Raw genomic sequence first — 25,688 nt, forward strand, 5'->3', positions numbered from 1 at the left:
TTGGTAAACATTATTGTTGAATTGTCAAAATATCTGATGATCATATTGATGACCTCGTACACATTCTTGTGTTTCAGTATTTTTGGATATCAAGATCCGGATAAAAAGAAGAGTCTTTTAAGGCAGCAGAATGTGTTGATGTTCATGATACATATTATTGCATATCTGGTCATGTATTTGGAAAAGGAGGATATCAAGCTTCTTGCATTTTATCTGATGCAGGTAGTGCTGTTTGGAGCTACTATATTACTATATACGAATATTTATCCGAGAGTATCCAGGCTGGTCGTAAATAATATGTGTATGTTGTTGTGTATCGGTATGATCATGTTGACGAGACTAAGTTATTCCAATGCAGTAAAACAATTCGTTATTGCAGCAGGCGGTGTGGCAATCAGTCTGGTAGTACCAGTCGTGATCCGAAAGGTGAAAAAGCTTTCGGAATGGAGAAAGGTTTATGCAATTATTGGTATTGTATCTCTGGCTCTTGTCATTGTAATTGGTTCTGTGTCTTATGGAGCAAAGCTTGGTTTTCAGGTGGCAGGAATTAACGTTCAGCCGTCTGAGCTCGTGAAAATTGTATTTGTATTTTTTGTGGCTTCCAGTTTTAAACAGTCCATGGCATTTAAAGATATCGTTGTGACGACAGCACTAGCAGCGTTTCATGTATTGATTTTGGTTGCGTCAAAGGATCTTGGAGCTGCACTGATTATATTTGTAGTGTACTTGGTTATGCTGTATGTGGCAACCAGACAGCCCTTATATGTATTGGCAGGACTAGGAGCCGGAAGTGTAGCTTCAGTGGGGGCTTATTACTTGTTTAATCACGTTAGGAACCGCGTGGTCGCCTGGAAAGATCCGATTGCTTCATATAGCGGAAGCGGATATCAGGTAGCACAGTCTTTATTTGCAATTGGAACAGGAAGCTGGTTCGGTATGGGACTGTTTCAGGGACAGCCAGATACGATTCCTGTTGCATCGTCAGATTTTATCTTTTCTGCAATCTGCGAGGAGATGGGGCTGATTTTCGGATTATGCATGACGTTGGTATGTGTTAGTTGTTATGTAATGTTTTTAAACATTGCGATGCAGCTTCGCAATATGTTTTATAAACTGGTAGCACTGGGGCTTGGAACTTGTTACATTTTTCAGGTGTTCTTGAATATTGGAGGAGTAACAAAATTCATTCCATCTACTGGAGTGACACTTCCGCTTGTCAGTTACGGAGGAAGTTCTATACTCAGTACATTGATCATGTTTGCAATTATTCAGGGACTTTATATTTTAAGAGAAGACGAGGAAGAGAATCTTGAAAGAAAAAAGAAGGAAAGGTTACGAGCAGAGAGAGGCAGAGGAGAGGTTAAAAAGAGAGCGCGAAAAACGGCAGATGTCCCGCAGAGAGCGAAAAGAAGCAGACCGGCAGGACAAGCGCCGAGAAAAGAAAAAGCGCGCCCGCAACAAAGAGTTCGCTAGAGTCACATATATTTTTGTAGCACTGTTTATTGCTATGATGGGTTATATCTCTTATTTTAATGTTGTGAAAAGCAGAGATATCATCAGCAGCCCTTATAATAAGAGGCAGGATTCTTATGCGGACCGTGTGATCCGCGGAAAGATTCTGGACAGAAATGGAAATGTGCTGGCTCAGACAAATGTGGCAGAAGATGGGACAGAGACAAGAGAATATCCGTACAATAATATATTTGCTCATGTGGTCGGTTATACTGCTCAGGGAAAATCTGGTCTGGAGTCTGTTTCTAACTTTGAACTTCTGACTTCCAATGCATTTTTTGCAGACAAATTAAAAAATGAATTCCAGGATAAGAAAAACCAGGGAGATAATGTAGTAACGACACTGGATACAAATCTCCAGGAAGCAGCTTATGATGCACTTGGTTCTAATAAAGGTGCAGTAGTTGTTATGGATCCAAGTACAGGAAAGATTTTAGCTATGGTTTCAAAACCTGATTTTGATCCGAATACAGTCAGCCAAAACTGGAATGAACTCAGCACAAGTGAGGATAGTGTGCTTCTGAATCGTGCAACGCAGGGGCAGTACGCACCTGGTTCTACGTTTAAACTTGTAACAACACTGGAGTTCATGCGTGAAAATGCAGATTTTGATTCCTATTCCTATAACTGTACAGGTTCTATTGAAAGTGGTGATGTTACAATTCATTGCTATGGTGGACACGTACACGGACAGGTGACTTTGAGGGATAGTCTTGCGTATTCATGTAATACTTCATTTTCCAATATCGGAAGATCATTGAATGCAGACACTTACAAGGATACTGCGCAAGAGCTTCTGTTTAATAAGAAACTTCCGTCTGTCCTGCCGTACAGCAAGAGTCAGTTTACGTTGACTTCATCGGACACGGAGGCAGAGCGGATGATGACTGCCATGGGACAGGGAAAAACACAGGTAAGCCCATATCATATGGCTTTGATCACGTCAGCAATTGCCAATGGCGGAACATTGATGAAACCATATCTGGTAGATTCTGTTACCAACAATGCAGGAAATGTGATCGAGAAGACAAAACCGGAGAAATATAAAGATCTGATGACTTCCAAAGAGGCGGCGCAGCTCAAAGATTATATGACGGCTGTTACCGATTATGGAACGGCATCTGTACTTGGTGGACAAAACTACACGGCTGCAGGAAAGACCGGAACGGCAGAATATAGCTCAGATAAGGAAAAAGATCATTCCTGGTTCGTTGGAATTGCTAATGTTGACAACCCGGAACTTGTGATCAGTGTGATTATTGAGCAGGCTGACGGTTCTGCAAAAGCAGTTAATATTGCAAAAAAAGTGTTTGATGCATATTATCAATAAAGAAGATTCTGTGATATGTGCAGGTAATAATTGGTAAATAGTTGAGAAAATGGAAAGGTAACATGAGATATTATCGCAGACTTTACTGGGGTGAAGACCTGAAAAAGAAAAAAGAAAAGATTATAAGAAGACTGAATACGGGAAAACTTCAAAGAGATATCTATGTACTGGTATTGCCGGAACATGGGTCGAATCAGCTTGAAATTTATAATGCAGCGCTTTTTCTCCAGCCGGATTTTCCAAATGATGATTTCTTTGTTGTAGGAATTGTAAGAGGTTACGAGGCGGCTCTGGAGCTGGTAGAAGAGATCGCCGGGAAAGTGTATGAACAAACAGGAGCGGCGGATATCCGCACATATCTGTTAGAAAGAGAACAGGAAGGCTAAGATGCGATGCTACATATTTTGATTTTGATATTAAAAATAATCGGCATAATAATCGCTGTAATACTGGGAATCCTATTGCTATTGATTGCTATTTTTCTTTTTGTGCCGGTTCATTACGAGGTACAGGGAAGGTGTGATGGTGACCTGGATTCTCTGAAGGGAAAAGTGCAAGTTACCTGGCTTTTGCAGCTTGTTCGGGCGGACATCTTGTATAAGAATGGAAAAATGAAGTGGCGGCTTAGATTTGCATGGATAAAAAGAGGAAATACAGGAGCCGGAAAGAAACAAAAAGAGGTACAGACGCTGCAGAAACAAGCTGAGATTTCAGAAATAGAAGAAGAGGAGAAAACTGAGATTTCAGAAATAGAAGAAGAGGAGAAAACTGAGATTTCAGAAATAGAAGAAGAGGAGAAATCGAATCATGAGAAGAGTATTACAGAAACAGACAAGATTGAAAAGAATGAGCCTGAAAAATTTACAGAAAAATCTGAAGAGAATCTGGCGACGCCGCAGACGATACGCCAAAAGAGTGCGCATGCTCCGGAATCTGAAAAATGGAAAACTGAAAAAGAAATTCCTGAAAAAGAAAAATCCGTGGACCGTGAAAAGAATGGAAGCTTCTATCAGAGGATTCTTTCGTGGATTCAGAAGATAAAATGTACTTTTGGAAAATTGTGTGATAAAATAAAAGCATTGTCAGGAAAGAAAGAAAAGCTGGAAGAATTTCTTCGAGATGAGGTGCATAAAGGGGCATATCACAAATGTAAAAAAGAACTTTTCAGGCTTATGAAACATTTAAAGCCAAAAAAGGCAGATGTGAGGATTATTTATGGATTTGATGATCCGTATCATACCGGACAGGCTTTGGCAGTGTTTGGCGTGCTATATCCATTTGTTGGAGGATGTATAAGTGTGACACCTGATTTTGGACATCAGGTGCTGAAAGGTTCAGCATATTTAAAAGGAAAGATTTATCTGTGGCATTTTGTTCAGAGCGGCTGGAAACTGATCTGGAATAGAAATGTGCGTCAGACTTATCGAGATATTCGTAATTTTAAAATAAAATAACAGGAGGATTTTTATATGGCAGATAATAATTTTAAAGGGACTGTGGAGGCATTGTTCACAGGAATTGATGGAGTTGTTTCATCGAAGACAGTAGTAGGAGATGCAATCCATATCGGGGACACGATCATTCTTCCACTGGTGGATGTATCTTTTGCAATTGGAGCCGGAGCGTTTAATGCGGACAAGAAGGAAAAAGGAGCCGGAGGTGTTGGCGGCAAGATGACACCTTGCGCAGTTCTTGTGATCCAGAATGGACACACAAGACTGGTAAATATTAAGAACCAGGATACGATCACAAAGATTCTTGATATGGTGCCTGACATGGTCGACAAATTTACAGGAGGTAAAGATTCAAAACTTGACGAGAATGATGTGAAGGATATTCTTGATAGCGTAGATGTACAGTAGTTATCTGTAATGCCCGGTCTGTGTGAAGCATAGAATAGAGTAAGATACGTTATAAGAGAAGGGTTGATAAAAAAATGAAACGGGTAGTGGGATTTGCGCTGTTTGGAATAGCAATCGGACTTGTGATTGCCATGCTTTTGCCCAATACATTTGTAACTGTTCTGTGTGTCATACTATGCCTGCTGGCTGGATATAATTTGTTTTGCTGTAAATAACAAAAAAAGGCAAATATAAATCTTGATTGAAAAATGTCGGAAAAATCTTGAAAATAATACTTGCTTTTGTGAGAATTATCTGCTAGTATATTATTGTTGCGAGTCTGAAAAAGACTTATTATGAGCGTTAGGAGGTGCAGTCATGGCAAAATGTGCTATTTGTGAAAAGGGTGCTCACTTTGGAAACAACGTAAGCCACTCTCATAGAAAATCCCCAAAAATGTGGAAATCTAATGTAAAATCTGTTCGTGTTAAGACAGAGAACGGAGCTACAAAGAGAATGTATGTTTGTACTTCTTGTTTGAAATCTGGCAAAGTTGAGCGAGCATAATAGTATAAAAGCTCAGATTCCAGAAATGGAATCTGGGCTTTTTTTCGTTGCCAAGCATACGACAAAAAGGTCCGGTGGACCTTTTTTAGTTATGTGAAAATGATAATCAGGCAGAACAGTCGGGACATGCCTGTTTTGCCTTGTAATATATAATGAAACAGAGTATAATACATATGTTAAATATACGGATATGGAGGTATCGGATATGAAAGGTTGTATGAGCACGGATCTCGGAATTATTACGATTGATCCTGAAGTGATAGCAAAATATGCAGGAACTGTAGCGGTAGAGTGTTTTGGAATCGTTGGAATGGCTGCAGTGAATATGAAGGATGGTCTGGTTCATCTGTTAAAAAAAGAGAGCCTGACCCGTGGAATTAGGGTACGTATCTCTGAGGATAACCATGTAAGCTTGAGCTTTCATATCATTGTTGCGTATGGCGTAAGTATTTCAGCGGTTACGGATAACCTGATCAGCAATGTGAAGTATCGTGTGGAAGAGTTTTCCGGAATGCCGGTAGATAAGATTAATATCTATATCGAGGGCGTACGCGTCATTGATTAATCAAGGAGGACATAAGAAGTGGCTACAAAGACAATTGATGCAAATATGCTTGCGAAGATGTTTCTTGCAGGCGCGCAGAATATAGAAGCAAAGAAAGAATTTATCAACGAACTGAATGTATTCCCTGTTCCGGATGGAGATACGGGAACTAATATGACTTTGACAATCCTGTCAGCAGCTAAGGAAGTGACAGCGCTTGCAGATGTTGATATGAAGAACCTGGCAAAAGCAATTTCTTCCGGTTCCTTAAGAGGAGCCAGAGGTAACTCGGGAGTTATTCTTTCTCAGCTTTTAAGAGGGTTTACAAAGTCGATTCGTGATGAAAAAGAGATTGACACTGCAGCCCTTGCAGCAGCTTGCCAGAGAGCAAGAGACACAGCATACAAGGCGGTTATGAAGCCGAAGGAAGGAACAATCCTTACTGTTGCAAGTGGAATCGCAGATAAAGCAGCAGAGCTTGCTCTTGAGACAGAAGATCTTGAGGAGTTTATCCCGGCAGTTATTGAGCATGCGGATGCAGTTCTTCAGAAGACGCCGGAGATGCTCCCGGTTTTGAAAGAAGCAGGGGTAGTGGATTCTGGTGGACAGGGACTCTTAGAAGTTATCCGCGGAGCATATGATGCATTTCTTGGGAAAGAGATTGATTATAGCGCAATTGCACCGGCTGCTGGAAATAGTACAGCAGTAAAAGTCAGCGTCGAGGAAGAAAAAGAGATTAAATTTGGCTACTGTACAGAGTTTATCATTCTTCTCGAAAAGGAATTTACAGAGAACGACGAGCATGAGCTGAAAGCATACTTGTCATCAATTGGTGATTCTATCGTATGTGTAGCAGATGATGAAATCGTGAAGATCCACGTACACACGAATGATCCAGGACTTGCGATTCAGAAAGCACTGACTTATGGACAGTTATCACGCATGAAAATAGATAATATGCGTGAGGAGCATAGGGAAAAACTGATTCGTGATTCCGAGAAGCTTGCAAAAGAACAGGCAGAAGCCGAAGAAGCTAAAAAGACTGCAGAGCCGAAGAAGCCAATGGGATTTATTGCAGTATCTATCGGTGATGGAATGAACGAAATCTTCCGTGAACTTGGAGCAGATTATATCATTGAGGGTGGACAGACTATGAACCCAAGTACAGATGATATGTTAAAAGCCATTGATCAGGTCAATGCAGAGACAATTTTTATTCTTCCAAATAACAAGAATATTATTCTCGCAGCAAACCAGGCAAAAGACCTTGTAGAAGATAAAGAAATCATTGTAATCCCAACAAAGACTGTTCCACAGGGGATTACTGCAATTATTAACTTTGTTCCGGATGCAGATGCAAAGTCTAACGAAGAGACAATGCTTGATGAAATTAAGAATGTGAAAACCGGACAGGTTACTTATGCAGTCCGTGATACACACATTGATGACAAAGAGATTCATCAGGGAGACATTATGGGAATTGGTGATGCAGGAATCCTTTCTGTAGGACAGGATATTGCAGAGACTACACTGGAAATGTTAGAACAGCTTGTAGATGATGATTCGGAACTGATCAGTCTGTATTATGGACAGGATGTGACTGAGAAAGAGGCGGATGCCTTTACACAGGAAGTTGAAAAACTCTATCCAGATATAGATGTTGATGTGCACTGTGGTGGTCAGCCAATCTATTATTATGTATTAGCTGTAGAATAAGAGATATGATTGAACAGAGTAAGATTCATGAAATAAAAGGCGTCGGGGAGAAGACGGAGAAGCTGTTTGCAAAACTGGGAATTTATACAGTTGGTGACCTTCTCAGGTATTATCCGAGAAATTATGACGTGTATGAGGAGGCCGTCCCTATCGCAGAGGTAGAGGACGGTCGAACTGTTACTGTAACAGGAATGATTTTCGGGCGTGTGCAGGTGGGTGGAAGTCGGAACTTGCAGGTGACGACCATTCACGTAAAAGATCTGACGGGGACGATCAAAGCAGTCTGGTTTCGTATGCCGTTTCTTAAAAATACGCTGGCAGGTGGTAGTCAGGTTACCTTGCGCGGCCGAGCTGTGAATCGGCGGGACGGACTTGTACTGGAACATCCGGAAATCTTTTATCCAAGTGAAAAATATGAAGAAAAACTGCATACACTACAACCGATTTATAATCTGACAGCAGGCCTGACGAACAATGCGATTTCAAAAGCTGTTAAGCAGGTCATAGAAAGCCTTGATCTTACAAAAGAGCATTTGCCTGAAGAAATCCGTCTGCATTATCAGTTGGCAGAATATAATTATGCCATTCGTGGTATTCATTTTCCGGAAGATAAAGAAGTCTTTTATCATGCAAGAGAACGGCTTGTATTTGAAGAGTTTTTACAGTTTATACTTGCAATCCGGAAACTAAAAGACAGCAATAGCCGCATGGATAATGAATATGTGATTCCATTGGATTTACGGACAGAGGAGTTTCAAAAAGCGTTACCATTTGAACTGACCAGGGCACAGCAGAACGTATGGAGAGAAATCCAGCAGGACATGGCATCTGCGCATGCCATGTCAAGACTTGTGCAGGGAGATGTAGGGTCAGGTAAAACGATCGTTGCAGTATTAGCGCTTCTGAATACCGCATTAAAAGGCTATCAGGCGGCAATGATGGCACCGACAGAGGTGCTGGCAAGACAACATTATGAATCGATCACCAGTCTTTTTGAAGCATATAATATTCCGATAAAAGTAGTGCTTTTGACAGGTTCGATGACGGCAAAAGAAAAACGCAGAGCTTACGACCGGATCGAGTGCGGACTTGCGAAGATCATCGTGGGGACGCATGCACTTATTCAGGACGCAGTTTATTATGATAATCTGGCACTTGTAGTGACAGATGAACAGCATAGATTTGGGGTAAAACAAAGAGAGTCATTTGCAAAAAAAGGCGGTGTTCCGCATGTTCTTGTTATGAGTGCGACACCGATCCCGAGAACCCTTGCAATCATTTTATACGGAGATCTTGATATTTCTGTGATAGATGAACTTCCGGCGAACCGTCTGCCTATTAAGAATTGTGTGGTAGACACCAGTTACCGGCAGACGGCCTACACATTTATGAAAAAGCAGATTGCAGAAGGAAGACAGTGTTACATTATCTGCCCGATGGTAGAAGAAAGTGAAGCTATGGAGGCGGAAAATGTGACAGATTATTCCAGAATGCTGCAAGAAGAAATGGGGACTCAGATTGTAGTTGATCATCTTCATGGGAAAATGAAGCAGGCAGCAAAAGACGAGATTATGGAGCGTTTTGGACGTAATGAAATCCAGATCCTTGTGTCAACGACAGTGATTGAGGTTGGAATTGATGTGCCTAACGCAACCGTTATGATGATTGAAAATGCAGAGCGTTTCGGACTGGCGCAGCTTCATCAGCTCCGCGGTCGTGTTGGACGAGGAAAATATCAGTCTTATTGTATTTTTATGACCGGCTCAAAGGCAAAAGAAACAAAAAAACGTCTGGAAATTTTAAATAAAACGAACGATGGATTTAAAATCGCAAGCGAAGATTTAAAACTTCGCGGTCCGGGAGATTTGTTTGGAATCCGTCAAAGCGGACTTATGGATTTTGGACTGGGAGACATTTATCAGGACGCGGCAATTTTGCAGAAAGCGAACGAAGCTGCAGAATGGCTCTTAAAAAATAATCCTGAATATGTCCAGCAAATTCCAGATTATGAAGGAACTTCTAGTGTAATAATTTAAATCCTCCATATACTAACAACGTAACAAAAACAAAGTTACAAAAGGAGGAGTATAAAATGGCAAATCGTTCATCTAACAAAGCAGCAGTTCCAGAGGCAAAAGGAGCACTGGACAAATTCAAGTATGAGGTAGCAACAGAACTTGGAGTACCATTAACAGACGGTTACAATGGTGACCTGACTTCCAGACAGAATGGATCAGTTGGTGGTTATATGGTAAAAAAGATGATTGAACAGCAGGAAAAACAGATGGCCGGTAAATAATATTTAACGGTAACAGAACAAAGATGAAATGGGGATATGACAAGAAAAAGTTGTATCCCTAATTTCATGGAGTCAGTGTCAGAATTTTGCATAGAATACAGTACATCGGGGAATCGGATTGACATTTCCATGGGACAAATTTATAATGAACGAGAAACTAAGAAAAATTTACGAAAAATATAGATAAAAATAGATGAAATAGTATAAAAAAGAACTGATAAAGAGGAATGTGATATGAGAGTAATTGCAGGAACAGCCAGACGTCTGCAGCTTAAGACACTGGATGGAATGGATACAAGACCTACAACAGACCGGATAAAAGAAACATTGTTTAATATGATTTCGGCAGAACTCTATGATAGTAATTTCCTGGATCTCTTTTCCGGAAGCGGCGGGATTGGGATTGAGGCGCTGAGCCGCGGGGCGGCAAATGCGGTATTCGTAGAGAAGAATCCAAAAGCTATGAAGTGCATACAGGAGAATCTGGAATCTACAAAATTAAAAGACCGGGCAAAGACGATGCAGATGGATGTATTTGCGGCACTTTCGAGACTGAATGGTGAGTGGAAGTTTGAATATATATTTATGGATCCACCGTATAATCACGAATGGGAAAAGCAAGTGCTGGAATTTCTTGCTGATACGACTTTGCTGGCGGATGACGGAATTATTATTGTGGAAGCATCGAAGGAGACAGATCTGTCTTATGCAGAAGAACTGGGCTATTCCATAATAAAAGAAAAGATGTATAAGACAAATAAACACATTTTCCTGGAGAAAGAATAAGGAGCAGTTATGAAGAGAGCAATTTATCCCGGAAGTTTTGATCCGGTTACATATGGACATTTGGATATTATCAGAAGATCCGCACTGCTTGTGGACGAGCTGGTCATCGGAGTATTGAATAATAATGCAAAAACCCCGTTGTTTTCCGTAGAGGAACGTGCTAAAATGTTAAATGAGGTAACACGGGATATGACAAATGTAATCGTAGCCCCATTTGATGGGCTACTGGTAGAATTTGCAAAAAAGATGGATGCCTGTATGGTAGTTCGAGGACTCAGGGCAATCACAGATTTTGAATATGAGCTTCAGATGGCTCAGACGAACCATAAACTGGAGCCAAGTGTTGAGACAGTTTTTTTAACGACAAGCCTGGAGTATTCTTATCTGAGCTCTACCATAGTAAAAGAAGTAGCTTTCTATCATGGAGATATTTCAAAGTTTGTTCCCGATGTTGTGCGAGAAAGAATAAGGGAGAAAATGAATCAAAAAGGAGAGTGTAGATAATGAGCAGCCGTATTGAGCAGATCATTGAAGAAATCGAGGAATATATTGACAGTTGTAAGTTTCAGCCACTGTCTACATCAAAAATTATTGTAAATAAAGATCAGATGGACGAGCTCCTTCGTGAGCTTCGTATGAAGACACCAGATGAGATCAAGCGTTATCAGAAGATCATTGCAAATAAAGATGCAATCCTTGCTGATGCACAGGCAAAAGCGGACAGCATGCTGGAGGAAGCACAGATTCATACGAATGAACTGGTGAGCGAGCATGAAATTATGCAGCAGGCATACGCACAGGCGAATGAGATTGTAACTGCTGCCACAGAGCAGGCACAAGAGATTCTTGATAATGCAACAAGCGATGCGAATGAAATCCGTATCGGAGCTATGCGTTATGCAGATAATCTGATGGCAAATGCAGAAGGAATCATTGGACATACACTGGACAGTTATACAACCAAGTATGATAGTCTTGTGAATTCTCTTCAGGAGTGCTATGACATGGTTCGTAATAACCGTGCGGAGCTGGATATTCCGGATCAGCCGGCAGCAGCACAGAATGAAGATCAGGGATATGAGCAGGAAGAAGAACCAGCAGAGGATGCATTCCCGGATTTTGACCTGGACAATGAGGAGTAGATTCTTTATCCTGTACGAAGATTTGTTTACAGATTCTCAATTAAGAGTCAGGGATTGCTGCAGATGTGAGTGCAAACACAGTTTTTAGGTTGAACGTATATAAAGATAAGCAAACAGACTGGTCACCAGAGCGGTGACCAGTTTTTTTCTTGCATAGGAGTTGAGAGAAAGTCCGCTTCCATTTATCATGCTGCCTGTCTGAAAAAGTGCACACCAGCCGCCGAAAGCAGTGTGTCCCATACAGAGGCTATAATAGATAGGAAAAGACAGAGGGATGGTCTGGGAGGTTATTGTTTTGTTTAAGAGAGCGCAGCCGTTAGTTAGTTCTAAAGATGGCAGAAGAAATAACTGATAAAACGGGTGTGAAATCGGGAGCTTTTGGAGTAAATTTAAAATGACGGAAAAAAGGATAATATATCCGCCGATTTTAACGATAGCCTCAGAACTATCCATAAGACAGAAATCGAGAGAACATGAAGGAATTTTTGAAATAGTAAATGGAGATGTAATATCTGTAGTGTTCGATGATGCGAAATGTTTCTTTATGCGAAAGAAAAAAGTTAGTAGGATTGGCGTTCCGTATAAGATCAGCACAGATGGGAAAATGAGTCTGGGGTTCTGAAAATATCCGAGAACAATATAATGGATGAGGAATGCAGGGCTTGTATTATTGCAAAATGACAGTAGATAAGAAGCTTCTGCTTTTGAAATCTGCCTTGCATGAAAGAGATCGGCGGTAATCTTTGCCCCCATAGGATAACCACACAGGAATCCTACAATAAAAGCGAAGGAACCTTGGGCGGAAATGCCGAACAGACGGCTTATCGCAGGAGCAAGGAGTTTGTTTAAAAGTGAACAGGCACAGGAGTCAAGAAGCAGGCGCGAAATGAGAAGAAATGGAAAAAGCGTTGGCAAAACAGTAAGGAACCAAAGTAGAAGTCCGGATTTTGCGCCTTCAAATACTTCAGAAGGAAATAAAAGCATCACAAAAAAGCATAGGATCAGAAAAAACTGAAAAAAATGATTTTTCATGGAACAAGCCTCCTGCTGAGCAAAATCTTAAAACTTAATTAACCATATGGAAATATTTGATTTTTTATGACAAATGATACATAATAGAGAAAGAAATTCGTGGTTGCGCAGATATGGGGTGACCACAAAAATTATTTCAAAGAGAGGGTTATAAATATGGTATTAGAAAACTTAGAACCAAAAGAAGTATTTCGATTTTTCGAGGAAATCTGCCAGGTACCTCATGGTACATTCGATACAAAGCGAATCAGTGATTACTGCGTAGCATTTGCAAAAGAAAGAGGACTTGCATGCATCCAGGATGAGACGAATAACATTATCATTTCCAAACCGGGAACGGTGGGATATGAGAACAGTGAACCGGTCATTATTCAGGGACATATGGATATGGTATGTGAGAAACGTCCGGAATCAAATCATGATTTTAAGAAAGATCCGCTTGAACTGTATGTAGAAGACGGATATGTAAAAGCAAAAGACACTACACTTGGGGGTGATGACGGTATTGCAGTTGCTATGGCACTGGCGATTTTGGACAGCAAGGATATTCCGCATCCACCAATTGAGGCTGTGTTTACGGTAGATGAAGAGATTGGAATGGGTGGAGCAGAGAATATTGACTTGTCCGTACTTAAAGGAAAGAAGCTTATTAATATTGACTCTGAAGAAGAGGGAATCCTGACAGTTGGCTGTGCAGGCGGATTCGGATATAATACTGAGATTCCAGTCACACGCGAGAACGAAGAAGGAGAGAAAATCAGTATCCGTATCCACGGACTTCTTGGAGGACATTCCGGAGCAGAGATTCACAAACAGCGTGGAAATGGACATAAAATGATGGGAAGACTTCTGAATCACGTATCTTTGGAGACGGATATCCGCCTGATTAGCATTGCAGGAGGAACAAAGAACAATGTCATTTCAAGTGAGTGTAAGGCAGAGATCCTTGTGGCGAAAGAAGATGCTGATAAAGTAAAAGCTTCTGTTGCAGAGTTAAAAGCAACATGGGACAAGGAGTTTCTTGGAAAAGAACCGGGACTTACTGTGGATGTAGAAGAAGAAAGCGTATCTGGTGTGGCAGTTATGAACGCGGAGAGTACAAAACGTGTAATCACATATTTTATCATCTGCCCGAACGGAGTACAGTGCTATGACCGTGAACTGGAAGGATTGGTTGAAACTTCCCTGAATCTTGGTATTGTAGAGACAACTAAGGACACTGTAAAGCTTGAAAGTCTTGTAAGAAGTTCTATGGAGAGTAAGAAAGCAGATATGAAAGAAATCCTGGATACTTGTGCACAGGCTGTCGGAGCTAACGGAAAGGTGCAGGGTGGATATCCTGCATGGGAGTACAAAGTAGATTCCGAACTTCGCAAAGTAATGGTAGAGACATTCGTAGAGCAGTATGGAAAAGAACCGGTTGTATCTACCATTCACGCCGGACTGGAGTGTGGACTTTTCCTTGGAAAGAAACCGGATTTGGATTGTGTATCTATGGGACCGGATCTTTTGGATATTCATTCCTTTAATGAGAAGCTGGATATTGCCTCTACACAGAGAACATGGGAATATTTAAAAGGAATTCTTGCAAAATTAAAATAGGATAACGTGGTGTGTAGTATAAAAAATCTACAGACATCATGGCAGTTTGAAAAAATATAAAAGTAGAACATATGGAGAAAGAATCTGTATGTTCTATTTTTATTTGATATAGTCATATAGTAGAAGAAAAATGTGCGGAAAATGAGAATAAAACTGAAATGAAGAAAAACAGGAATCTTAGAAATAAACAAGTGTATACCTGGCAGGTAAGCTTGAGGCTGTTTGCAATTCTGCTTGTGATAGCGCTACTGGATGCTGTTGGAATATCAATTTCATATACGTCCGGAAAACACATGACAGATCGAATGCTGACGTTGGCTGCGCAGCAATTTCGAGATAATTTTTTTTCGGAAGAACTGCGTCAGAATAAATACCTGTCTTTAACATGCAGGCAGGCGATGCAAAATGTGGAAAAAGAGGCCTTGTATTTCCCGATTCCAGAGTCTGATTTGGATAAATCTTTGGAAGTAAGTTTTGTGGACACCTGGCATATGGAACGTAATTATGGCGGAAAGCGGGTGCATGAAGGAACAGATATTATGGCGGCTGAAAATAAACGGGGGCTGTATCCGGTGGTGAGCGTTAGTGACGGAACAGTGAAAAATAAGGGCTGGCTTGAAAAAGGGGGTTGGCGGATTGGTATCATAAGCGATAGTAGTACTTATTACTACTACGCACACCTGGACTCTTATACAAACCTGAAAATAGGAGATTATGTAAGAGCAGGAGAATTGCTTGGGTACATGGGAGACAGCGGTTATGGAACAGAAGGAACGGTGGGACAGTTTCCCGTACATTTACATTTTGGAATTTATTTTTATGAAAATGGGAAAGAAATCAGCGTTAATCCGTATGAAGTGCTTTTGTTTTTAGAAAATAAAAAATTAATCTATTCATATTTCTAGAGTTATACACCCAGATATGATATACTATATTATGTATGTTTATACGCTGGAGGAGAAAAATCAATGAGATTGCCAGAGAATTTTGAAAAAAAGATGCGAGATCTTCTGAAAGAAGATTTTGACGATTATATTGCATGTTATGAAGAGCCGCGTTATTATGGGCTTCGTGTAAATACGAATAAAATTTCCGTAGAAGAGTTTAAAAAGATCTGTCCGTTTGAAATCGAGCCGATTCCCTGGATTGAGAATGGATTCTATTATGACGGGGAGCATGTAACTCCGTCTAAACATCCATATTATTTTGCAGGGCTTTATTATCTGCAGGAGCCAAGTGCCATGACACCGGCAAACCGGCTTCCGGTGGAACCGGGAGACAAGGTGTTAGATGTATGTGCGGCACCGGGAGGAAAGGCTACGGAGCTTGGAGCAAAGCTTCAGGGGGAAGGAGTACTTGCGGCCAATGATATTAGTAATTCCAGAGCCAAGGGACTTCTGAAAAATATTGAGGTGTTCGGTATTGGCAATGTTCTTGTTTTAAGTGAAGAGCCTGGAAAAATGGAAAGCTATTTTACAGAGTATTTTAATAAGATTCTGATTGACGCACCGTGTTCCGGAGAAGGAATGTTCCGAAAAGATAAAAAAATGGTATCTGCATGGGAGGAGCATGGGCCGGACTTTTTCTGTAATATTCAGAAGAGCATTATCTTGCAGGCTGCTCGTATGTTAAAGCAAGGCGGAATGATGCTGTACTCCACCTGTACTTTTGATCCGAAAGAAAATGAGCAGGTCATCGAACATTTACTTAAGACCTATCCGGAATTTAGAATCTTGAAGATTGCGCCATATGAAGGCTTTGCTCAGGGGATGCCGGAAGTGACAGAATCACGGGATCCGTCGCTTGCGGATACTGTCCGCATATTCCCACATAAAATGAAAGGGGAAGGACACTATCTGGCACTTGTACAAAAGGGCGAACCGTGTGACCGTGTGAAAGGTGAACTGACCGGTGGAAAAGGAAAGAAGAAATTACCAGAGGAACTGGAAGAATTTTTAAATGATGTAAAGAAAGAAATCCGTACGGATCTTCTGGATATCCACGGCGAGCGTGTCTATGTAATGCCGGCAGGACTTCCTGATCTTAAGGGACTTCGGTTCCTGCGTACCGGACTTTTACTTGGAGAACTTAAGAAAAAACGGTTTGAGCCAAGCCAGGCCTTTGCCATGACCCTCAAAAAAGATGATTATGAGAAGATTGTTGATCTGCCACTAGAAGATGATCGTGTGAGCCGTTATCTGAAAGGGGAAACACTGGATGTTGATGATTTGGTAGAGACGAAAGCAAAAGGCTGGTATCTGGTCTGCGTGGATGGTTATCCACTGGGATGGGGAAAGCTTGCTAATGGAACTTTGAAGAATAAATATCTGCCGGGATGGAGGCTGAATTCATGATCCGGTTAGACAAGTTCCTGTCTGAGATGGGCGCAGGAACCAGGCAGGAAGTGAAGCAGTATATTCGAAAAGGCAAAGTAGAGGTAGATGGCGAGATTGAAAAGCGCCCGGAACTTAAAGTGGACGAGACAAAAGCAAATGTTACACTGGACGGTGAACGAATCGGATATGCCTCTTATGTATACTATATGTTGAATAAACCGTCGGGGGTGGTGTCTGCAACAGAAGATAAACGCGAGAAGACCGTGATTGATCTGATCAAGGGACAGAAGCGGAAAGATCTGTTCCCGGTGGGTCGTCTGGATAAGGATACGGTGGGACTCCTTTTAATTACAAATGATGGAAATCTGGCACACCGGTTACTTTCTCCGAAACATCATGTGGATAAATGCTATTTTGCGAAAGTGCAGGGGAACGTTACAAAAGACGATGCGGAAAAATTTGCAGAAGGTGTAAATATTGGCACAGAAGATGAACCGGAGATCACGATGCCGGGAAAACTCGACATTATAAAAAGTGATGATTTATCCGAAATACGTCTGACCATCCAGGAAGGAAAGTTTCATCAAGTAAAACGCATGTTCCAGGCAGTGGGAAAAGAGGTTGTTTATCTGAAACGGGAACGTATGGGCAGCTTGATTCTGGATGATAATCTGGCAGAGGGCGAATACCGCATGCTGACCGAAGAAGAATTAAAGAATTTATTATTTTGAACGCTACAAGTGAGGTATTATAGATGTCACAGGGATTTTTACCAATATGTAAAAAGGATATGGAAGAACGGGGCTGGGAACAGTTGGACTTTGTGTACATTTCAGGGGACGCTTATGTAGACCATCCATCATTTGGACCGGCAGTTATTACAAGGCTTCTGGAAGATTATGGATACAAGGTCGGAATCATCGCACAGCCGGATTGGAAAGATAAGAACAGCATCACCGTTCTTGGCGAGCCAAGACTTGCTTTTCTTGTATCGGCAGGTAATATGGATTCTATGGTAAATCATTACTCTGTATCAAAAAGGCGTAGAAGTACAGATGCCTATACTCCAGGCGGTGTTATGGGAAAACGTCCGGATTATGCGGTGACAGTCTATGGCAACCTGATCCGCCAGGTTTATAAAAAGACACCAATCATTCTCGGAGGAATCGAGGCGAGTCTTCGAAGACTGGCACATTATGATTATTGGTCCAATAAATTAAAACGCTCCGTGCTATTGGATTCCGGGGCGGATATTATTTCATATGGAATGGGTGAGCATTCGATCATTGAGATTGCAGAGGCGTTAGATAGTGGACTTAGTATTCAAGATATTACTTACATTCCGGGAACTGTGTGTAAGGTCAAGAGTCTGGACAGTGTCTATGAACCGACAATTCTTCCATCCTATGAGCAATTGAAAGAGGACAAGCTCAATTATGCAAGAAGTTTTTATGTGCAGTATTGTAATACAGATCCGTTTTCGGGGAAATGTCTCGTAGAGCCTTACAGCGATCATCTTTATGTTGTACAGAATCCACCTGCAAAACCGCTTTCTCAGGACGAGATGGATCTGGTGTATGGCCTTCCGTATATGAGGACTTACCATCCGAGTTATGAAAAAGACGGAGGGGTTCCGGCAATCAAAGAAATCAAGTTCAGTCTGATCAGTAACCGTGGCTGTTTTGGAGGGTGCAGCTTCTGTGCCCTGACCTTTCATCAAGGAAGGATTGTGCAGACGAGAAGTCATGAGTCCTTATTAAAAGAAGCGAATGAAATGGTGAAGGACAAGGATTTTAAAGGATATATTCATGATGTTGGAGGCCCAACGGCAAACTTCCGTGCACCGTCCTGTGAAAAGCAGTTAAAATACGGCGTCTGCAAGGAAAAGCAGTGTCTGTTCCCGAAACCGTGTAAAAATATGAAGGTCGATCACCGGGATTACGTGGCACTTCTTAGAAAATTGCGTAAAATACCTGGAGTCAGGAAAGTTTTTATCCGTTCCGGAATCCGGTTCGACTACGTTATGGCAGATAAGGATGACACATTTTTAAAGGAACTGTGCCAGTATCATATCAGCGGGCAGCTTAAGGTTGCACCGGAGCATGTATCAGACGCAGTCCTGGAAAAAATGGGAAAACCGGAGAATTCTGTCTATAAGGGGTTTGTAAAACGGTATAAAAAAATGAACGAGCATCTTGGTATGGATCAATATCTTGTGCCGTATCTAATGTCTTCTCACCCGGGGTCAACGTTAAAAGAAGCAGTCGAGCTTGCAGAACATTTACGGGATCTTGGATATATGCCGGAGCAAGTACAGGACTTCTATCCGACACCGTCCACCATATCTACCTGTATGTACTACACAGGCGTAGACCCAAGAAATATGAAACCAGTTTATGTACCGAAGAACCCGCATGAAAAAGCAATGCAGAGAGCATTGATCCAGTACCGGGATCCGAAGAATTATGATCTGGTCATGGAGGCACTTAGAAAATCCGGGCGCATGGATCTGGTGGGATTTGACCAGAAATGCTTGATCAAGCCAAGGAAAATCAAGTCAGACATGCCTGGAATAAAAAGAAAGCAGAACTGCAAGAATTCAAAAAATGTAAAAAATAACAGAGGCGGAAACAATAAACGCCGAAAGAGCAGATAATAACAGAGAAAGTGATAATTGTAAACACTGCAAGAGGTGATAGGAGTATGATGAAGATAGCATTGATTACAGGGGCATCTTCCGGACTTGGAAGAGAATTTGCAAGGCAGATTCCAAAGCTTTATCAGAATCTGGATGAAATCTGGGTCGTCGCAAGACGGGCAGAACGTCTGAACGAACTGGAGATGGAATTAAAAGTTCCGGTGCGTATTTTTGACGGAGATCTGAACCAGGATTATATTTATAAAAAACTGGGGATAGCACTGGGAAAATCCCACGCCAATGTACGGATGCTCGTAAATGCGGCTGGTTATGGAAAGATTGGAACATTCTGCGAGTATGGCTGGAAGGAAGAAACCGGCATGGTAGATCTCAACTGCCGGTCACTGACAAGAATGACAGCACTTTGTCTTCCGTATATGCATTGTGGCAGCAGAATTGTGAACCTTTCATCAGCTGCAGCATTTGGACCACAGCCTGGATTTGCAGTGTATGCAGCGACAAAATCTTACGTTTACAGCCTGTCCATGGCACTTGGCAGAGAACTTAAAGGAAGCGGTATTTATGTGACTGCCGTGTGTCCGGGACCGGTGGATACAGAATTCTTTGACCATACCGGAAAAGAAGTCGCAAGTGTGAAAAAGAAATTTCGTGCCGATGCGAAAGATGTGGTCAGAAAAGCTCTGATCGACAGCGCGAGAGGCAAAAAGATTTCCGTGTATGGCCTATCCATGAAAGCTGCGCAGGTGGCATCAAAAATTGTGCCGGACAGTGTGATCGTGGCAGTAATGGAGAAAATTGCAGAATAGGAGGTTCGCATGAAGAAAAAAGAAAAGGGACAGCCAGGTTATATTAAATGGAGAAAAGAAAAATACCTGATCGGAACGATTGCGGAGTTTGCAGTTGTCATAGCACTTGTCGTGCTTGGTTATGTGCAGACGAAGACCAAGCTGAATCTGCTCACGGTAGTTGCAGCCGTCGGGTGTCTTCCGGCATCAAAGATGCTGGTCGAATTTATTACCATTGCACCACATCAGAGTATAGAAAAAGATATTTATCAGGAAATCGAGGCGAAAGCGTCACTTTTAAAAAGAGTTTATGATCTTGTCATTACAAGTCCGGAGAAAGTGATGCCGGTTGACGCTATTGTGATTTCCGGGCATACAGTCATCGGTTATGCGTCGAATACAAAGACGGACGAGGTAACATGTGCCAGATATTTGAAGGACATGCTCAATGCAAATCATCACGAGAAAATGACGGTCAAGATATTCCACGATTACAAAGCATTTTTAAGCCGCGTGGAGGGCATGAATAATATTGTTGAGGTGGGACATACAGAGAACGTACGGGAAGACCGTGCAGTCCGGAAACTGATTTTGTCCACTTGTATGTAGAATTATGAAAGAGACGATTATCAAAGAAAATGAGTCCGGTCAGAGGCTGGACAAATATTTGAAAAAATATCTTCCCCAGGCGCCTGGAAGTTTCATTTATAAAATGCTCAGAAAGAAGAATATTACATTAAATGGGAAAAAGGCAGCAGGACAGGAGAAACTTAATACCGGAGATTCGATAAAGTTTTTTCTTGCAGAGGAGACAATCGATAAATTTACAGGAAATGCAGCAGTAAGTGAGTCTTATCCGGTAAAAAAGGATCTGGAGATTATTTATGAAGACGATAATATCCTGCTTATAAATAAACCGGCAGGCATGTTATCTCAGAAAGCGAAGAAAGAAGATGTGTCACTGGTGGAATATGTGATTGGATATCTTCTGTCAAATGGTTCTGTTACAAAAGAAGAACTTCTGACATTTCACCCTGGAATCTGCAACCGGCTGGACCGAAACACAAGCGGTATGGTCGTGGCAGGGAAGAGCCTGGCCGGGCTTCAGATTATGGGGGAAGCTTTTAAAGAAAGAACCCTTGCAAAATATTACCTCTGTCTGGTCAAAGGCTGTATTAAAGAAACTTCACATATTCGTGGATATCTGAAAAAAGATGAGAAAACGAATAAAGTTATGATTAGCCGGAAAATGTCGGAAGGGGCAGCAGCCATTGAGACAGAATATGAGCCAGTGGCTTATCAAAAAGAGCTTACGCTGTTAAAGGTTCATCTGATCACCGGTCGGACGCACCAGATCCGTGCACATCTGGCAAGTATCGGACACCCGTTAATGGGGGACTACAAATATGGAAATATATCCTGGAACCACCAGTATGAGACATATGGTGTAAAGGCACAAATGCTGCATTCTTATGAGCTGCATTTTCCGCAGATGTCAAAACCTTTGGAGAATCTTTCGGAAAATGTATTTCAGGCGCGTGTTCCGGGCAAATTTTATCGACTTATTAAGGAGACAGCATGGGAACATGGAACTCAAGAGGCCTTAGAGGTTCTACATTAGAAGAGATGGTCAATTGGACCAACGACCATTATCTGGAAAAGGGACTTGCCCTGCTTCAGAAGATACCGACCCCCATTACACCGGTGCGCATGGACGCAGATCACAAACAGATCACACTGGCGTATTTTGAAAAACGAAGTACGGTAGATTACATTGGAGCAGTCCAGGGAATTCCAGTGTGCTTTGATGCAAAAGAATGTGTAGCTGATACATTCCCATTACATAACATCCATGAGCATCAGATTACATTTATGACTCAGTTCGAGCATCAAGATGGAATTGCGTTTATCCTGATTTATTATTCTGAACGGAATGAACTTTATTATATGCGATTTGAAGAAATGATTCGTTTCTGGAACCGAGCATGTGATGGCGGGCGTAAAAGTATCCGCTACGAGGAATTAGATCCACGATTTTTTATGAAACCAAAAAACGGGTATTATATTCCTTATCTGGACTTCATAAATCTGGATTTGGAACTCCGTGAGGAAGCTTGACAAAGTGCCTGGAAATGCGTATAATGCAATAAGGTTTTAATATGGTAGCACGCTAAAGTGCGGGAGGAATGATCTATGGAAAAACTACTTCATACGCCGGAGGGAGTCCGGGATATTTATAATGTTGAGTGCGGAAAGAAGCTGGCACTGGAAAATCGACTAAAAAAAACACTGCATTTATTTGGATATCATGATATTCAGACTCCGACCTTTGAATATTTTGATGTGTTCCGGAAGGAAATCGGAACAATACCGTCCAAAGATCTGTACAAATTTTTTGATAAAGAAGGCAACACGTTGGTTTTGCGACCAGATATCACACCGTCCATCGCACGTGTGGCTGCTACATTATTTGGAGAGGAAGATTTGCCGATACGGCTTTGTTACACAGGTAATACATTTATTAACCATTCCAACAATCAGGGACGATTAAGAGAAGTGACCCAGATGGGAGCTGAGCTGATTGGGGATGATTCCGTGGAGGCAGATGCAGAGATGCTTGCTATGGTCATGGAATCTATGCAGGCGATCGGACTTAAGGAATTTCAATTAAGCGTTGGACATCTTGGCTTTTTCCAAAGTCTTATTGAAGACGCTGCATTGGACGAAGAAGCACGGGAGCGGGTTGTTGAACTGATCAACAACCGCAATTACTTCGGAGTTGAGGAATATCTGGACAGTATTATGGTAAAGAGAAGCTCAAAAGAGGCATTTGCAGCTCTTGGAAATCTGGTCGGAGGCGTGGAAGTTCTTGCAAAAGCAAAGAACATTGCACCCAATTCCAGTGGAATCATGGCTGTGAAGCGGCTGGAGAAGATTTATGATATCCTCGCACTTTACGGAGTCGAGAAGTTTGTGACTTTTGATCTGAGTATGACAGGAAATTATGGATATTATACGGGAATCATCTTCCGTGGTTATACATTTGGAACCGGAGATGCGGTAGTCAAAGGCGGCCGTTATGATCATTTGCTGGAGAAGTTTGGAAAGACATCAGCATCTATCGGCTTTGCCATTGTCATTGATGAGTTGATGAATGCTCTGATCCGCCAGAAAATCCGCATTGTTTATACAAGAAAGAATGCAATTATTCTTTATGATGAGAGCCGTGCAAGAGATGCAATCCGGCTTGCAAAAGATTTCCGGGCGAAGGCAAAGAACACAGAACTGATTAAGAAATCACCGGAGAAGGGACTGGAAGACTATATCCGGTTCGGCAAGGAATATTACGCCGGAAGTCTTGTATATATTAAGAAAAGCGGTGAAATTACCATGGTAAATCTGGTGACCGGAGAACAAAAGGAAGTTAATAATAACAAATAAAATGTCTGCTTTGGCAGACTCGGATTCGAAAACCCCTGAAAATGGGTTATGAATTTGACGATAGGAGTTTTTTATATGAGATATCTGACATTTGCCCTCGGAAAAGGGCGTCTTGCCAATCAGACCCTGGAATTGTTTGAAAAGATTGGTATTACTTGCGAAGAGATGAAGGACAAGAATTCCAGAAAGCTGATTTTTACCAATGAAGAATTGAAGCTTCGTTTCTTTCTGGCAAAGGGGCCAGATGTACCGACCTATGTAGAGTATGGTGCAGCTGATATTGGAGTTGTAGGAAAGGACACCATTTTGGAGGAAGGGCGTAAAGTCCACGAGGTTCTGGATCTTGGCTATGGAAAATGTAAAATGTGTGTCTGCGGATATAAGGATGCATCGCCGCTTTTACAGCATCATGAGTTGATCCGTGTGGCAACAAAATATCCGAATATTGCAAAGGATTATTTTTATAATAAAAAGCATCAGACTGTGGAGATCATTAAACTGAATGGTTCCATTGAACTGGCACCAATTGTTGGACTTTCTGAGGTCATTGTTGATATTGTGGAGACCGGTTCCACACTTCGTGAAAATGGACTGGAAGTTCTGGAGGAAGTATGTCCTCTTTCCGCAAGAATGATTGTGAATCCAGTCAGCATGCGTATGGAAAGCGAGCGGATCAAGAAGCTGTTGATGAAGCTTCGCACACAGATTTAAAATCATAAATGGTTTCTGGACAGAAAAAGCGGAAAGACATGTAAGAGGATAACAGGAGCCTTGAATATAGGAGGAAGAACGGCAATGAGAATACAGAAATTAGATGAAAACAGCAGAAAAAATCTTTTAGAAGATCTGTTAAAGAGAAGCCCGAACAATTATGGACAGTATGAGCAGGGAGTGACAGAAATTCTCGCAAATGTAAAGGCAAACGGAGATCAGGCTCTGTTTGAGTACACAAAAAAATTTGATCAGGCAGACTTAAATGCAGGAAACATCAAAGTTACAGATGCTGAGATTGAAGAGGCTTATGCACTGGTAGATCGAAAGCTTGTTGAGATTATCCGTAAATCACTTGCAAATATACGTACTTATCATGAAAAACAGCGTCAGACAAGCTGGTTTGACAGCAAACCGGACGGAACGATCCTTGGACAGAAAGTGACAGCACTTCACAGAGTAGGTGTGTATGTACCAGGTGGAAAGGCAGCGTATCCATCTTCTGTATTGATGAACATTGTACCGGCAAAGGTAGCTGGAGTTGATGAGATTATTATGGTGACACCTCCGGGAAAAGACGGAAAGGTAACACCGACTACACTGGTGGCAGCAAAAGAGGCCGGAGCAGATGCAATCTATAAAGTCGGCGGAGCACAGGCAATCGGAGCACTTGCTTATGGAACTGAGAGCATACCAAAAGTTGACAAAATCGTAGGACCTGGTAATATTTATGTGGCACTTGCAAAGAAAGCAGTTTATGGTTATGTAAGTATTGATGCCATTGCCGGACCAAGTGAGATTCTTGTTATTGCAGACGAGACTGCAAACCCAAGATTCGTGGCAGCAGACCTTCTGTCACAGGCAGAACATGATGAACTCGCCTCAGCAATCCTTGTAACAACAAGCGAAGAACTTGCCAAGAAAGTTTCTGATGAGACTGACAAGTTCATAAAAGAATTATCCCGTGGTGAGATTATTCAGAAATCTCTCGATAACTATGGATACATACTGGTTACAGATACGATGGATGAGGCAATTGAGACAGCAAATGAGATTGCATCCGAGCATCTTGAAATCCAGACAAAGAATCCATTTGATGTCATGACAAAAATCCGTAATGCCGGAGCTATTTTCATCGGAGAGTACGCAAGTGAGCCACTGGGAGATTATTTTGCCGGACCGAACCATGTTCTTCCGACAAATGGAACTGCAAAATTCTTCTCACCACTTTCCGTAGATGATTTTATTAAGAAATCAAGTATAATATCTTATTCTGAAAATGCACTTCGTGCGATCCACGAGGATATTGAAGCATTTGCTACAGCTGAACACTTAACTGCACATGCAAATTCAATTAAAGTCCGTTTTGAGAAATAAGGAGGCTT

26 protein-coding genes and 1 pseudogene are annotated in these 25,688 nt (G+C 41.6%); 26 read left to right on the plus strand and 1 reads right to left on the minus strand.

Features of this window, described 5'->3' with window-relative positions; translation table 11 throughout:
- From C7E02_RS01135 to C7E02_RS01195, 14 genes and pseudogenes are all read left to right on the plus strand, one after another.
- Nucleotides 1-1,473: an FtsW/RodA/SpoVE family cell cycle protein gene (locus C7E02_RS01135; RefSeq protein ID WP_005336261.1), complete on the plus strand. Its 1,473-nt coding sequence runs from the start codon at nucleotides 1-3 to the stop codon at nucleotides 1,471-1,473.
- Between the two features lie 37 nt (nucleotides 1,474-1,510).
- Nucleotides 1,511-2,842 carry a peptidoglycan D,D-transpeptidase FtsI family protein gene (locus C7E02_RS01140; RefSeq protein ID WP_242978752.1) on the plus strand — a complete coding sequence of 444 codons (1,332 nt, stop codon included), beginning with the start codon at nucleotides 1,511-1,513 and terminating at the stop codon, nucleotides 2,840-2,842.
- A gap of 62 nt (nucleotides 2,843-2,904) precedes the next feature.
- Nucleotides 2,905-3,228: a hypothetical protein gene (locus C7E02_RS01145; RefSeq protein WP_005332872.1), complete on the plus strand. Its 324-nt coding sequence runs from the start codon at nucleotides 2,905-2,907 to the stop codon at nucleotides 3,226-3,228.
- Nucleotides 3,229-3,234: 6 nt separating this feature from the next.
- Nucleotides 3,235-4,296 carry a DUF2953 domain-containing protein gene (locus C7E02_RS01150; RefSeq protein ID WP_105308583.1) on the plus strand — a complete coding sequence of 354 codons (1,062 nt, stop codon included), beginning with the start codon at nucleotides 3,235-3,237 and terminating at the stop codon, nucleotides 4,294-4,296.
- A gap of 15 nt (nucleotides 4,297-4,311) precedes the next feature.
- Nucleotides 4,312-4,704, plus strand: coding sequence for a GerW family sporulation protein (locus tag C7E02_RS01155; RefSeq protein WP_005332870.1), 393 nt, complete (start codon nucleotides 4,312-4,314; stop codon nucleotides 4,702-4,704).
- A 74-nt stretch (nucleotides 4,705-4,778) separates the two neighbouring features.
- The gene (locus C7E02_RS19350) at nucleotides 4,779-4,919 is read left to right on the plus strand and encodes a hypothetical protein (RefSeq protein ID WP_005332869.1); all 141 of its coding nucleotides are present in this window, start codon (nucleotides 4,779-4,781) and stop codon (nucleotides 4,917-4,919) included.
- Nucleotides 4,920-5,061: 142 nt separating this feature from the next.
- Complete coding sequence (rpmB, locus tag C7E02_RS01160) at nucleotides 5,062-5,250, plus strand: 50S ribosomal protein L28 (RefSeq protein WP_005332867.1); 189 nt, start codon at nucleotides 5,062-5,064, stop codon at nucleotides 5,248-5,250.
- A 205-nt stretch (nucleotides 5,251-5,455) separates the two neighbouring features.
- Nucleotides 5,456-5,815, plus strand: a complete 360-nt coding sequence (locus C7E02_RS01165) for an Asp23/Gls24 family envelope stress response protein (RefSeq protein ID WP_005336264.1) — start codon at nucleotides 5,456-5,458, stop codon at nucleotides 5,813-5,815.
- A gap of 18 nt (nucleotides 5,816-5,833) precedes the next feature.
- Entirely contained in the window at nucleotides 5,834-7,510 is a 1,677-nt protein-coding gene (locus C7E02_RS01170) for a DAK2 domain-containing protein (RefSeq protein WP_105308584.1), read from the plus strand.
- Between the two features lie 5 nt (nucleotides 7,511-7,515).
- Complete coding sequence (recG, locus tag C7E02_RS01175) at nucleotides 7,516-9,546, plus strand: ATP-dependent DNA helicase RecG (protein WP_022278400.1); 2,031 nt, start codon at nucleotides 7,516-7,518, stop codon at nucleotides 9,544-9,546.
- Nucleotides 9,547-9,602: 56 nt separating this feature from the next.
- Nucleotides 9,603-9,809, plus strand: a complete 207-nt coding sequence (locus C7E02_RS01180; protein ID WP_005332859.1) for an alpha/beta-type small acid-soluble spore protein — start codon at nucleotides 9,603-9,605, stop codon at nucleotides 9,807-9,809.
- A gap of 231 nt (nucleotides 9,810-10,040) precedes the next feature.
- Nucleotides 10,041-10,595 (plus strand): annotated as a pseudogene (gene rsmD / locus C7E02_RS01185) (16S rRNA (guanine(966)-N(2))-methyltransferase RsmD); the annotation flags it as partial.
- 9 nt (nucleotides 10,596-10,604) lie between these two features.
- On the plus strand, nucleotides 10,605-11,099 hold the full coding sequence (gene coaD / locus C7E02_RS01190) for a pantetheine-phosphate adenylyltransferase (protein ID WP_005336268.1): 495 nt from the start codon (nucleotides 10,605-10,607) through the stop codon (nucleotides 11,097-11,099).
- Complete coding sequence (locus tag C7E02_RS01195) at nucleotides 11,099-11,737, plus strand: hypothetical protein (RefSeq protein ID WP_005336269.1); 639 nt, start codon at nucleotides 11,099-11,101, stop codon at nucleotides 11,735-11,737. The genes coaD and C7E02_RS01195 overlap by 1 nt, the downstream gene beginning before the upstream one ends.
- An 84-nt stretch (nucleotides 11,738-11,821) precedes the next feature.
- Here C7E02_RS01195 and C7E02_RS01200 read toward each other — a convergent pair whose 3' ends face one another.
- Entirely contained in the window at nucleotides 11,822-12,769 is a 948-nt protein-coding gene (locus C7E02_RS01200; RefSeq protein ID WP_105308585.1) for a nucleoside recognition domain-containing protein, read from the minus strand.
- Nucleotides 12,770-12,925: 156 nt separating this feature from the next.
- Between C7E02_RS01200 and C7E02_RS01205 the strand changes: the two genes are divergently transcribed.
- The 12 genes from C7E02_RS01205 (at nucleotide 12,926) to hisD (ending at nucleotide 25,680) form a co-directional block, all read left to right on the plus strand.
- Nucleotides 12,926-14,371 (plus strand): aminoacyl-histidine dipeptidase, encoded by a 1,446-nt coding sequence (locus C7E02_RS01205; protein WP_005336271.1) that lies wholly within the window; start codon nucleotides 12,926-12,928, stop codon nucleotides 14,369-14,371.
- Between the two features lie 158 nt (nucleotides 14,372-14,529).
- Entirely contained in the window at nucleotides 14,530-15,276 is a 747-nt protein-coding gene (locus C7E02_RS01210) for a M23 family metallopeptidase (protein WP_105308586.1), read from the plus strand.
- A gap of 63 nt (nucleotides 15,277-15,339) precedes the next feature.
- Complete coding sequence (locus C7E02_RS01215) at nucleotides 15,340-16,725, plus strand: RsmF rRNA methyltransferase first C-terminal domain-containing protein (protein WP_105308587.1); 1,386 nt, start codon at nucleotides 15,340-15,342, stop codon at nucleotides 16,723-16,725.
- Nucleotides 16,722-17,438 carry a pseudouridine synthase gene (locus C7E02_RS01220; RefSeq protein WP_005336274.1) on the plus strand — a complete coding sequence of 239 codons (717 nt, stop codon included), beginning with the start codon at nucleotides 16,722-16,724 and terminating at the stop codon, nucleotides 17,436-17,438. Before C7E02_RS01215 ends, C7E02_RS01220 begins: the two co-directional genes overlap by 4 nt.
- A 23-nt stretch (nucleotides 17,439-17,461) precedes the next feature.
- Complete coding sequence (locus C7E02_RS01225) at nucleotides 17,462-19,363, plus strand: YgiQ family radical SAM protein (protein ID WP_105308588.1); 1,902 nt, start codon at nucleotides 17,462-17,464, stop codon at nucleotides 19,361-19,363.
- A 47-nt stretch (nucleotides 19,364-19,410) separates the two neighbouring features.
- Complete coding sequence (locus C7E02_RS01230; protein WP_005336281.1) at nucleotides 19,411-20,172, plus strand: SDR family NAD(P)-dependent oxidoreductase; 762 nt, start codon at nucleotides 19,411-19,413, stop codon at nucleotides 20,170-20,172.
- A gap of 9 nt (nucleotides 20,173-20,181) precedes the next feature.
- Nucleotides 20,182-20,760 carry a hypothetical protein gene (locus C7E02_RS01235; RefSeq protein WP_005336283.1) on the plus strand — a complete coding sequence of 193 codons (579 nt, stop codon included), beginning with the start codon at nucleotides 20,182-20,184 and terminating at the stop codon, nucleotides 20,758-20,760.
- A 4-nt stretch (nucleotides 20,761-20,764) separates the two neighbouring features.
- The gene (locus C7E02_RS01240) at nucleotides 20,765-21,772 is read left to right on the plus strand and encodes an RluA family pseudouridine synthase (RefSeq protein WP_005336285.1); all 1,008 of its coding nucleotides are present in this window, start codon (nucleotides 20,765-20,767) and stop codon (nucleotides 21,770-21,772) included.
- On the plus strand, nucleotides 21,730-22,269 hold the full coding sequence (locus C7E02_RS01245) for a Holliday junction resolvase RecU (protein WP_005336287.1): 540 nt from the start codon (nucleotides 21,730-21,732) through the stop codon (nucleotides 22,267-22,269). Before C7E02_RS01240 ends, C7E02_RS01245 begins: the two co-directional genes overlap by 43 nt.
- A gap of 75 nt (nucleotides 22,270-22,344) precedes the next feature.
- Nucleotides 22,345-23,592 carry an ATP phosphoribosyltransferase regulatory subunit gene (hisZ, locus tag C7E02_RS01250; RefSeq protein WP_022278395.1) on the plus strand — a complete coding sequence of 416 codons (1,248 nt, stop codon included), beginning with the start codon at nucleotides 22,345-22,347 and terminating at the stop codon, nucleotides 23,590-23,592.
- 75 nt (nucleotides 23,593-23,667) lie between these two features.
- A complete protein-coding gene (hisG, locus tag C7E02_RS01255) occupies nucleotides 23,668-24,303 on the plus strand; it encodes an ATP phosphoribosyltransferase (protein ID WP_105308589.1) in 636 nt (211 codons plus the stop codon).
- A gap of 84 nt (nucleotides 24,304-24,387) precedes the next feature.
- The gene (gene hisD / locus C7E02_RS01260; RefSeq protein ID WP_105308590.1) at nucleotides 24,388-25,680 is read left to right on the plus strand and encodes a histidinol dehydrogenase; all 1,293 of its coding nucleotides are present in this window, start codon (nucleotides 24,388-24,390) and stop codon (nucleotides 25,678-25,680) included.
- The last annotated feature ends 8 nt before the right edge of the window (nucleotides 25,681-25,688 follow it).

The organism is Dorea sp. Marseille-P4042, assembly GCF_900290215.1.
Taxonomy (GTDB): domain Bacteria; phylum Bacillota; class Clostridia; order Lachnospirales; family Lachnospiraceae; genus Dorea; species Dorea formicigenerans.

Excerpts from the sequence above, each read along its gene's own strand:
- recG (WP_022278400.1), top strand. The coding sequence starts at position 7,516 with ATGATTGAACAGAGTAAGATTCATGAAATAAAAGGCGTCGGGGAGAAG.
- C7E02_RS01195 (WP_005336269.1), top strand. The coding sequence starts at position 11,099 with ATGAGCAGCCGTATTGAGCAGATCATTGAAGAAATCGAGGAATATATT.
- C7E02_RS01145 (WP_005332872.1), top strand. The coding sequence starts at position 2,905 with ATGAGATATTATCGCAGACTTTACTGGGGTGAAGACCTGAAAAAGAAA.
- C7E02_RS01240 (WP_005336285.1), top strand. The coding sequence starts at position 20,765 with ATGAAAGAGACGATTATCAAAGAAAATGAGTCCGGTCAGAGGCTGGAC.
- C7E02_RS01165 (WP_005336264.1), top strand. The coding sequence starts at position 5,456 with ATGAAAGGTTGTATGAGCACGGATCTCGGAATTATTACGATTGATCCT.
- C7E02_RS01205 (WP_005336271.1), top strand. The coding sequence starts at position 12,926 with ATGGTATTAGAAAACTTAGAACCAAAAGAAGTATTTCGATTTTTCGAG.
- C7E02_RS01230 (WP_005336281.1), top strand. The coding sequence starts at position 19,411 with ATGATGAAGATAGCATTGATTACAGGGGCATCTTCCGGACTTGGAAGA.
- hisD (WP_105308590.1), top strand. The coding sequence starts at position 24,388 with ATGAGAATACAGAAATTAGATGAAAACAGCAGAAAAAATCTTTTAGAA.
- coaD (WP_005336268.1), top strand. The coding sequence starts at position 10,605 with ATGAAGAGAGCAATTTATCCCGGAAGTTTTGATCCGGTTACATATGGA.
- C7E02_RS01220 (WP_005336274.1), top strand. The coding sequence starts at position 16,722 with ATGATCCGGTTAGACAAGTTCCTGTCTGAGATGGGCGCAGGAACCAGG.
- rpmB (WP_005332867.1), top strand. The coding sequence starts at position 5,062 with ATGGCAAAATGTGCTATTTGTGAAAAGGGTGCTCACTTTGGAAACAAC.
- C7E02_RS01245 (WP_005336287.1), top strand. The coding sequence starts at position 21,730 with ATGGGAACATGGAACTCAAGAGGCCTTAGAGGTTCTACATTAGAAGAG.
- C7E02_RS01235 (WP_005336283.1), top strand. The coding sequence starts at position 20,182 with ATGAAGAAAAAAGAAAAGGGACAGCCAGGTTATATTAAATGGAGAAAA.
- C7E02_RS01200 (WP_105308585.1), bottom strand. The coding sequence starts at position 12,769 with ATGAAAAATCATTTTTTTCAGTTTTTTCTGATCCTATGCTTTTTTGTG.
- C7E02_RS01180 (WP_005332859.1), top strand. The coding sequence starts at position 9,603 with ATGGCAAATCGTTCATCTAACAAAGCAGCAGTTCCAGAGGCAAAAGGA.
- C7E02_RS01140 (WP_242978752.1), top strand. The coding sequence starts at position 1,511 with ATGGGTTATATCTCTTATTTTAATGTTGTGAAAAGCAGAGATATCATC.
- C7E02_RS19350 (WP_005332869.1), top strand. The coding sequence starts at position 4,779 with ATGAAACGGGTAGTGGGATTTGCGCTGTTTGGAATAGCAATCGGACTT.
- hisG (WP_105308589.1), top strand. The coding sequence starts at position 23,668 with ATGAGATATCTGACATTTGCCCTCGGAAAAGGGCGTCTTGCCAATCAG.
- C7E02_RS01150 (WP_105308583.1), top strand. The coding sequence starts at position 3,235 with ATGCTACATATTTTGATTTTGATATTAAAAATAATCGGCATAATAATC.
- C7E02_RS01215 (WP_105308587.1), top strand. The coding sequence starts at position 15,340 with ATGAGATTGCCAGAGAATTTTGAAAAAAAGATGCGAGATCTTCTGAAA.
- C7E02_RS01155 (WP_005332870.1), top strand. The coding sequence starts at position 4,312 with ATGGCAGATAATAATTTTAAAGGGACTGTGGAGGCATTGTTCACAGGA.
- C7E02_RS01210 (WP_105308586.1), top strand. The coding sequence starts at position 14,530 with ATGAAGAAAAACAGGAATCTTAGAAATAAACAAGTGTATACCTGGCAG.
- hisZ (WP_022278395.1), top strand. The coding sequence starts at position 22,345 with ATGGAAAAACTACTTCATACGCCGGAGGGAGTCCGGGATATTTATAAT.
- C7E02_RS01225 (WP_105308588.1), top strand. The coding sequence starts at position 17,462 with ATGTCACAGGGATTTTTACCAATATGTAAAAAGGATATGGAAGAACGG.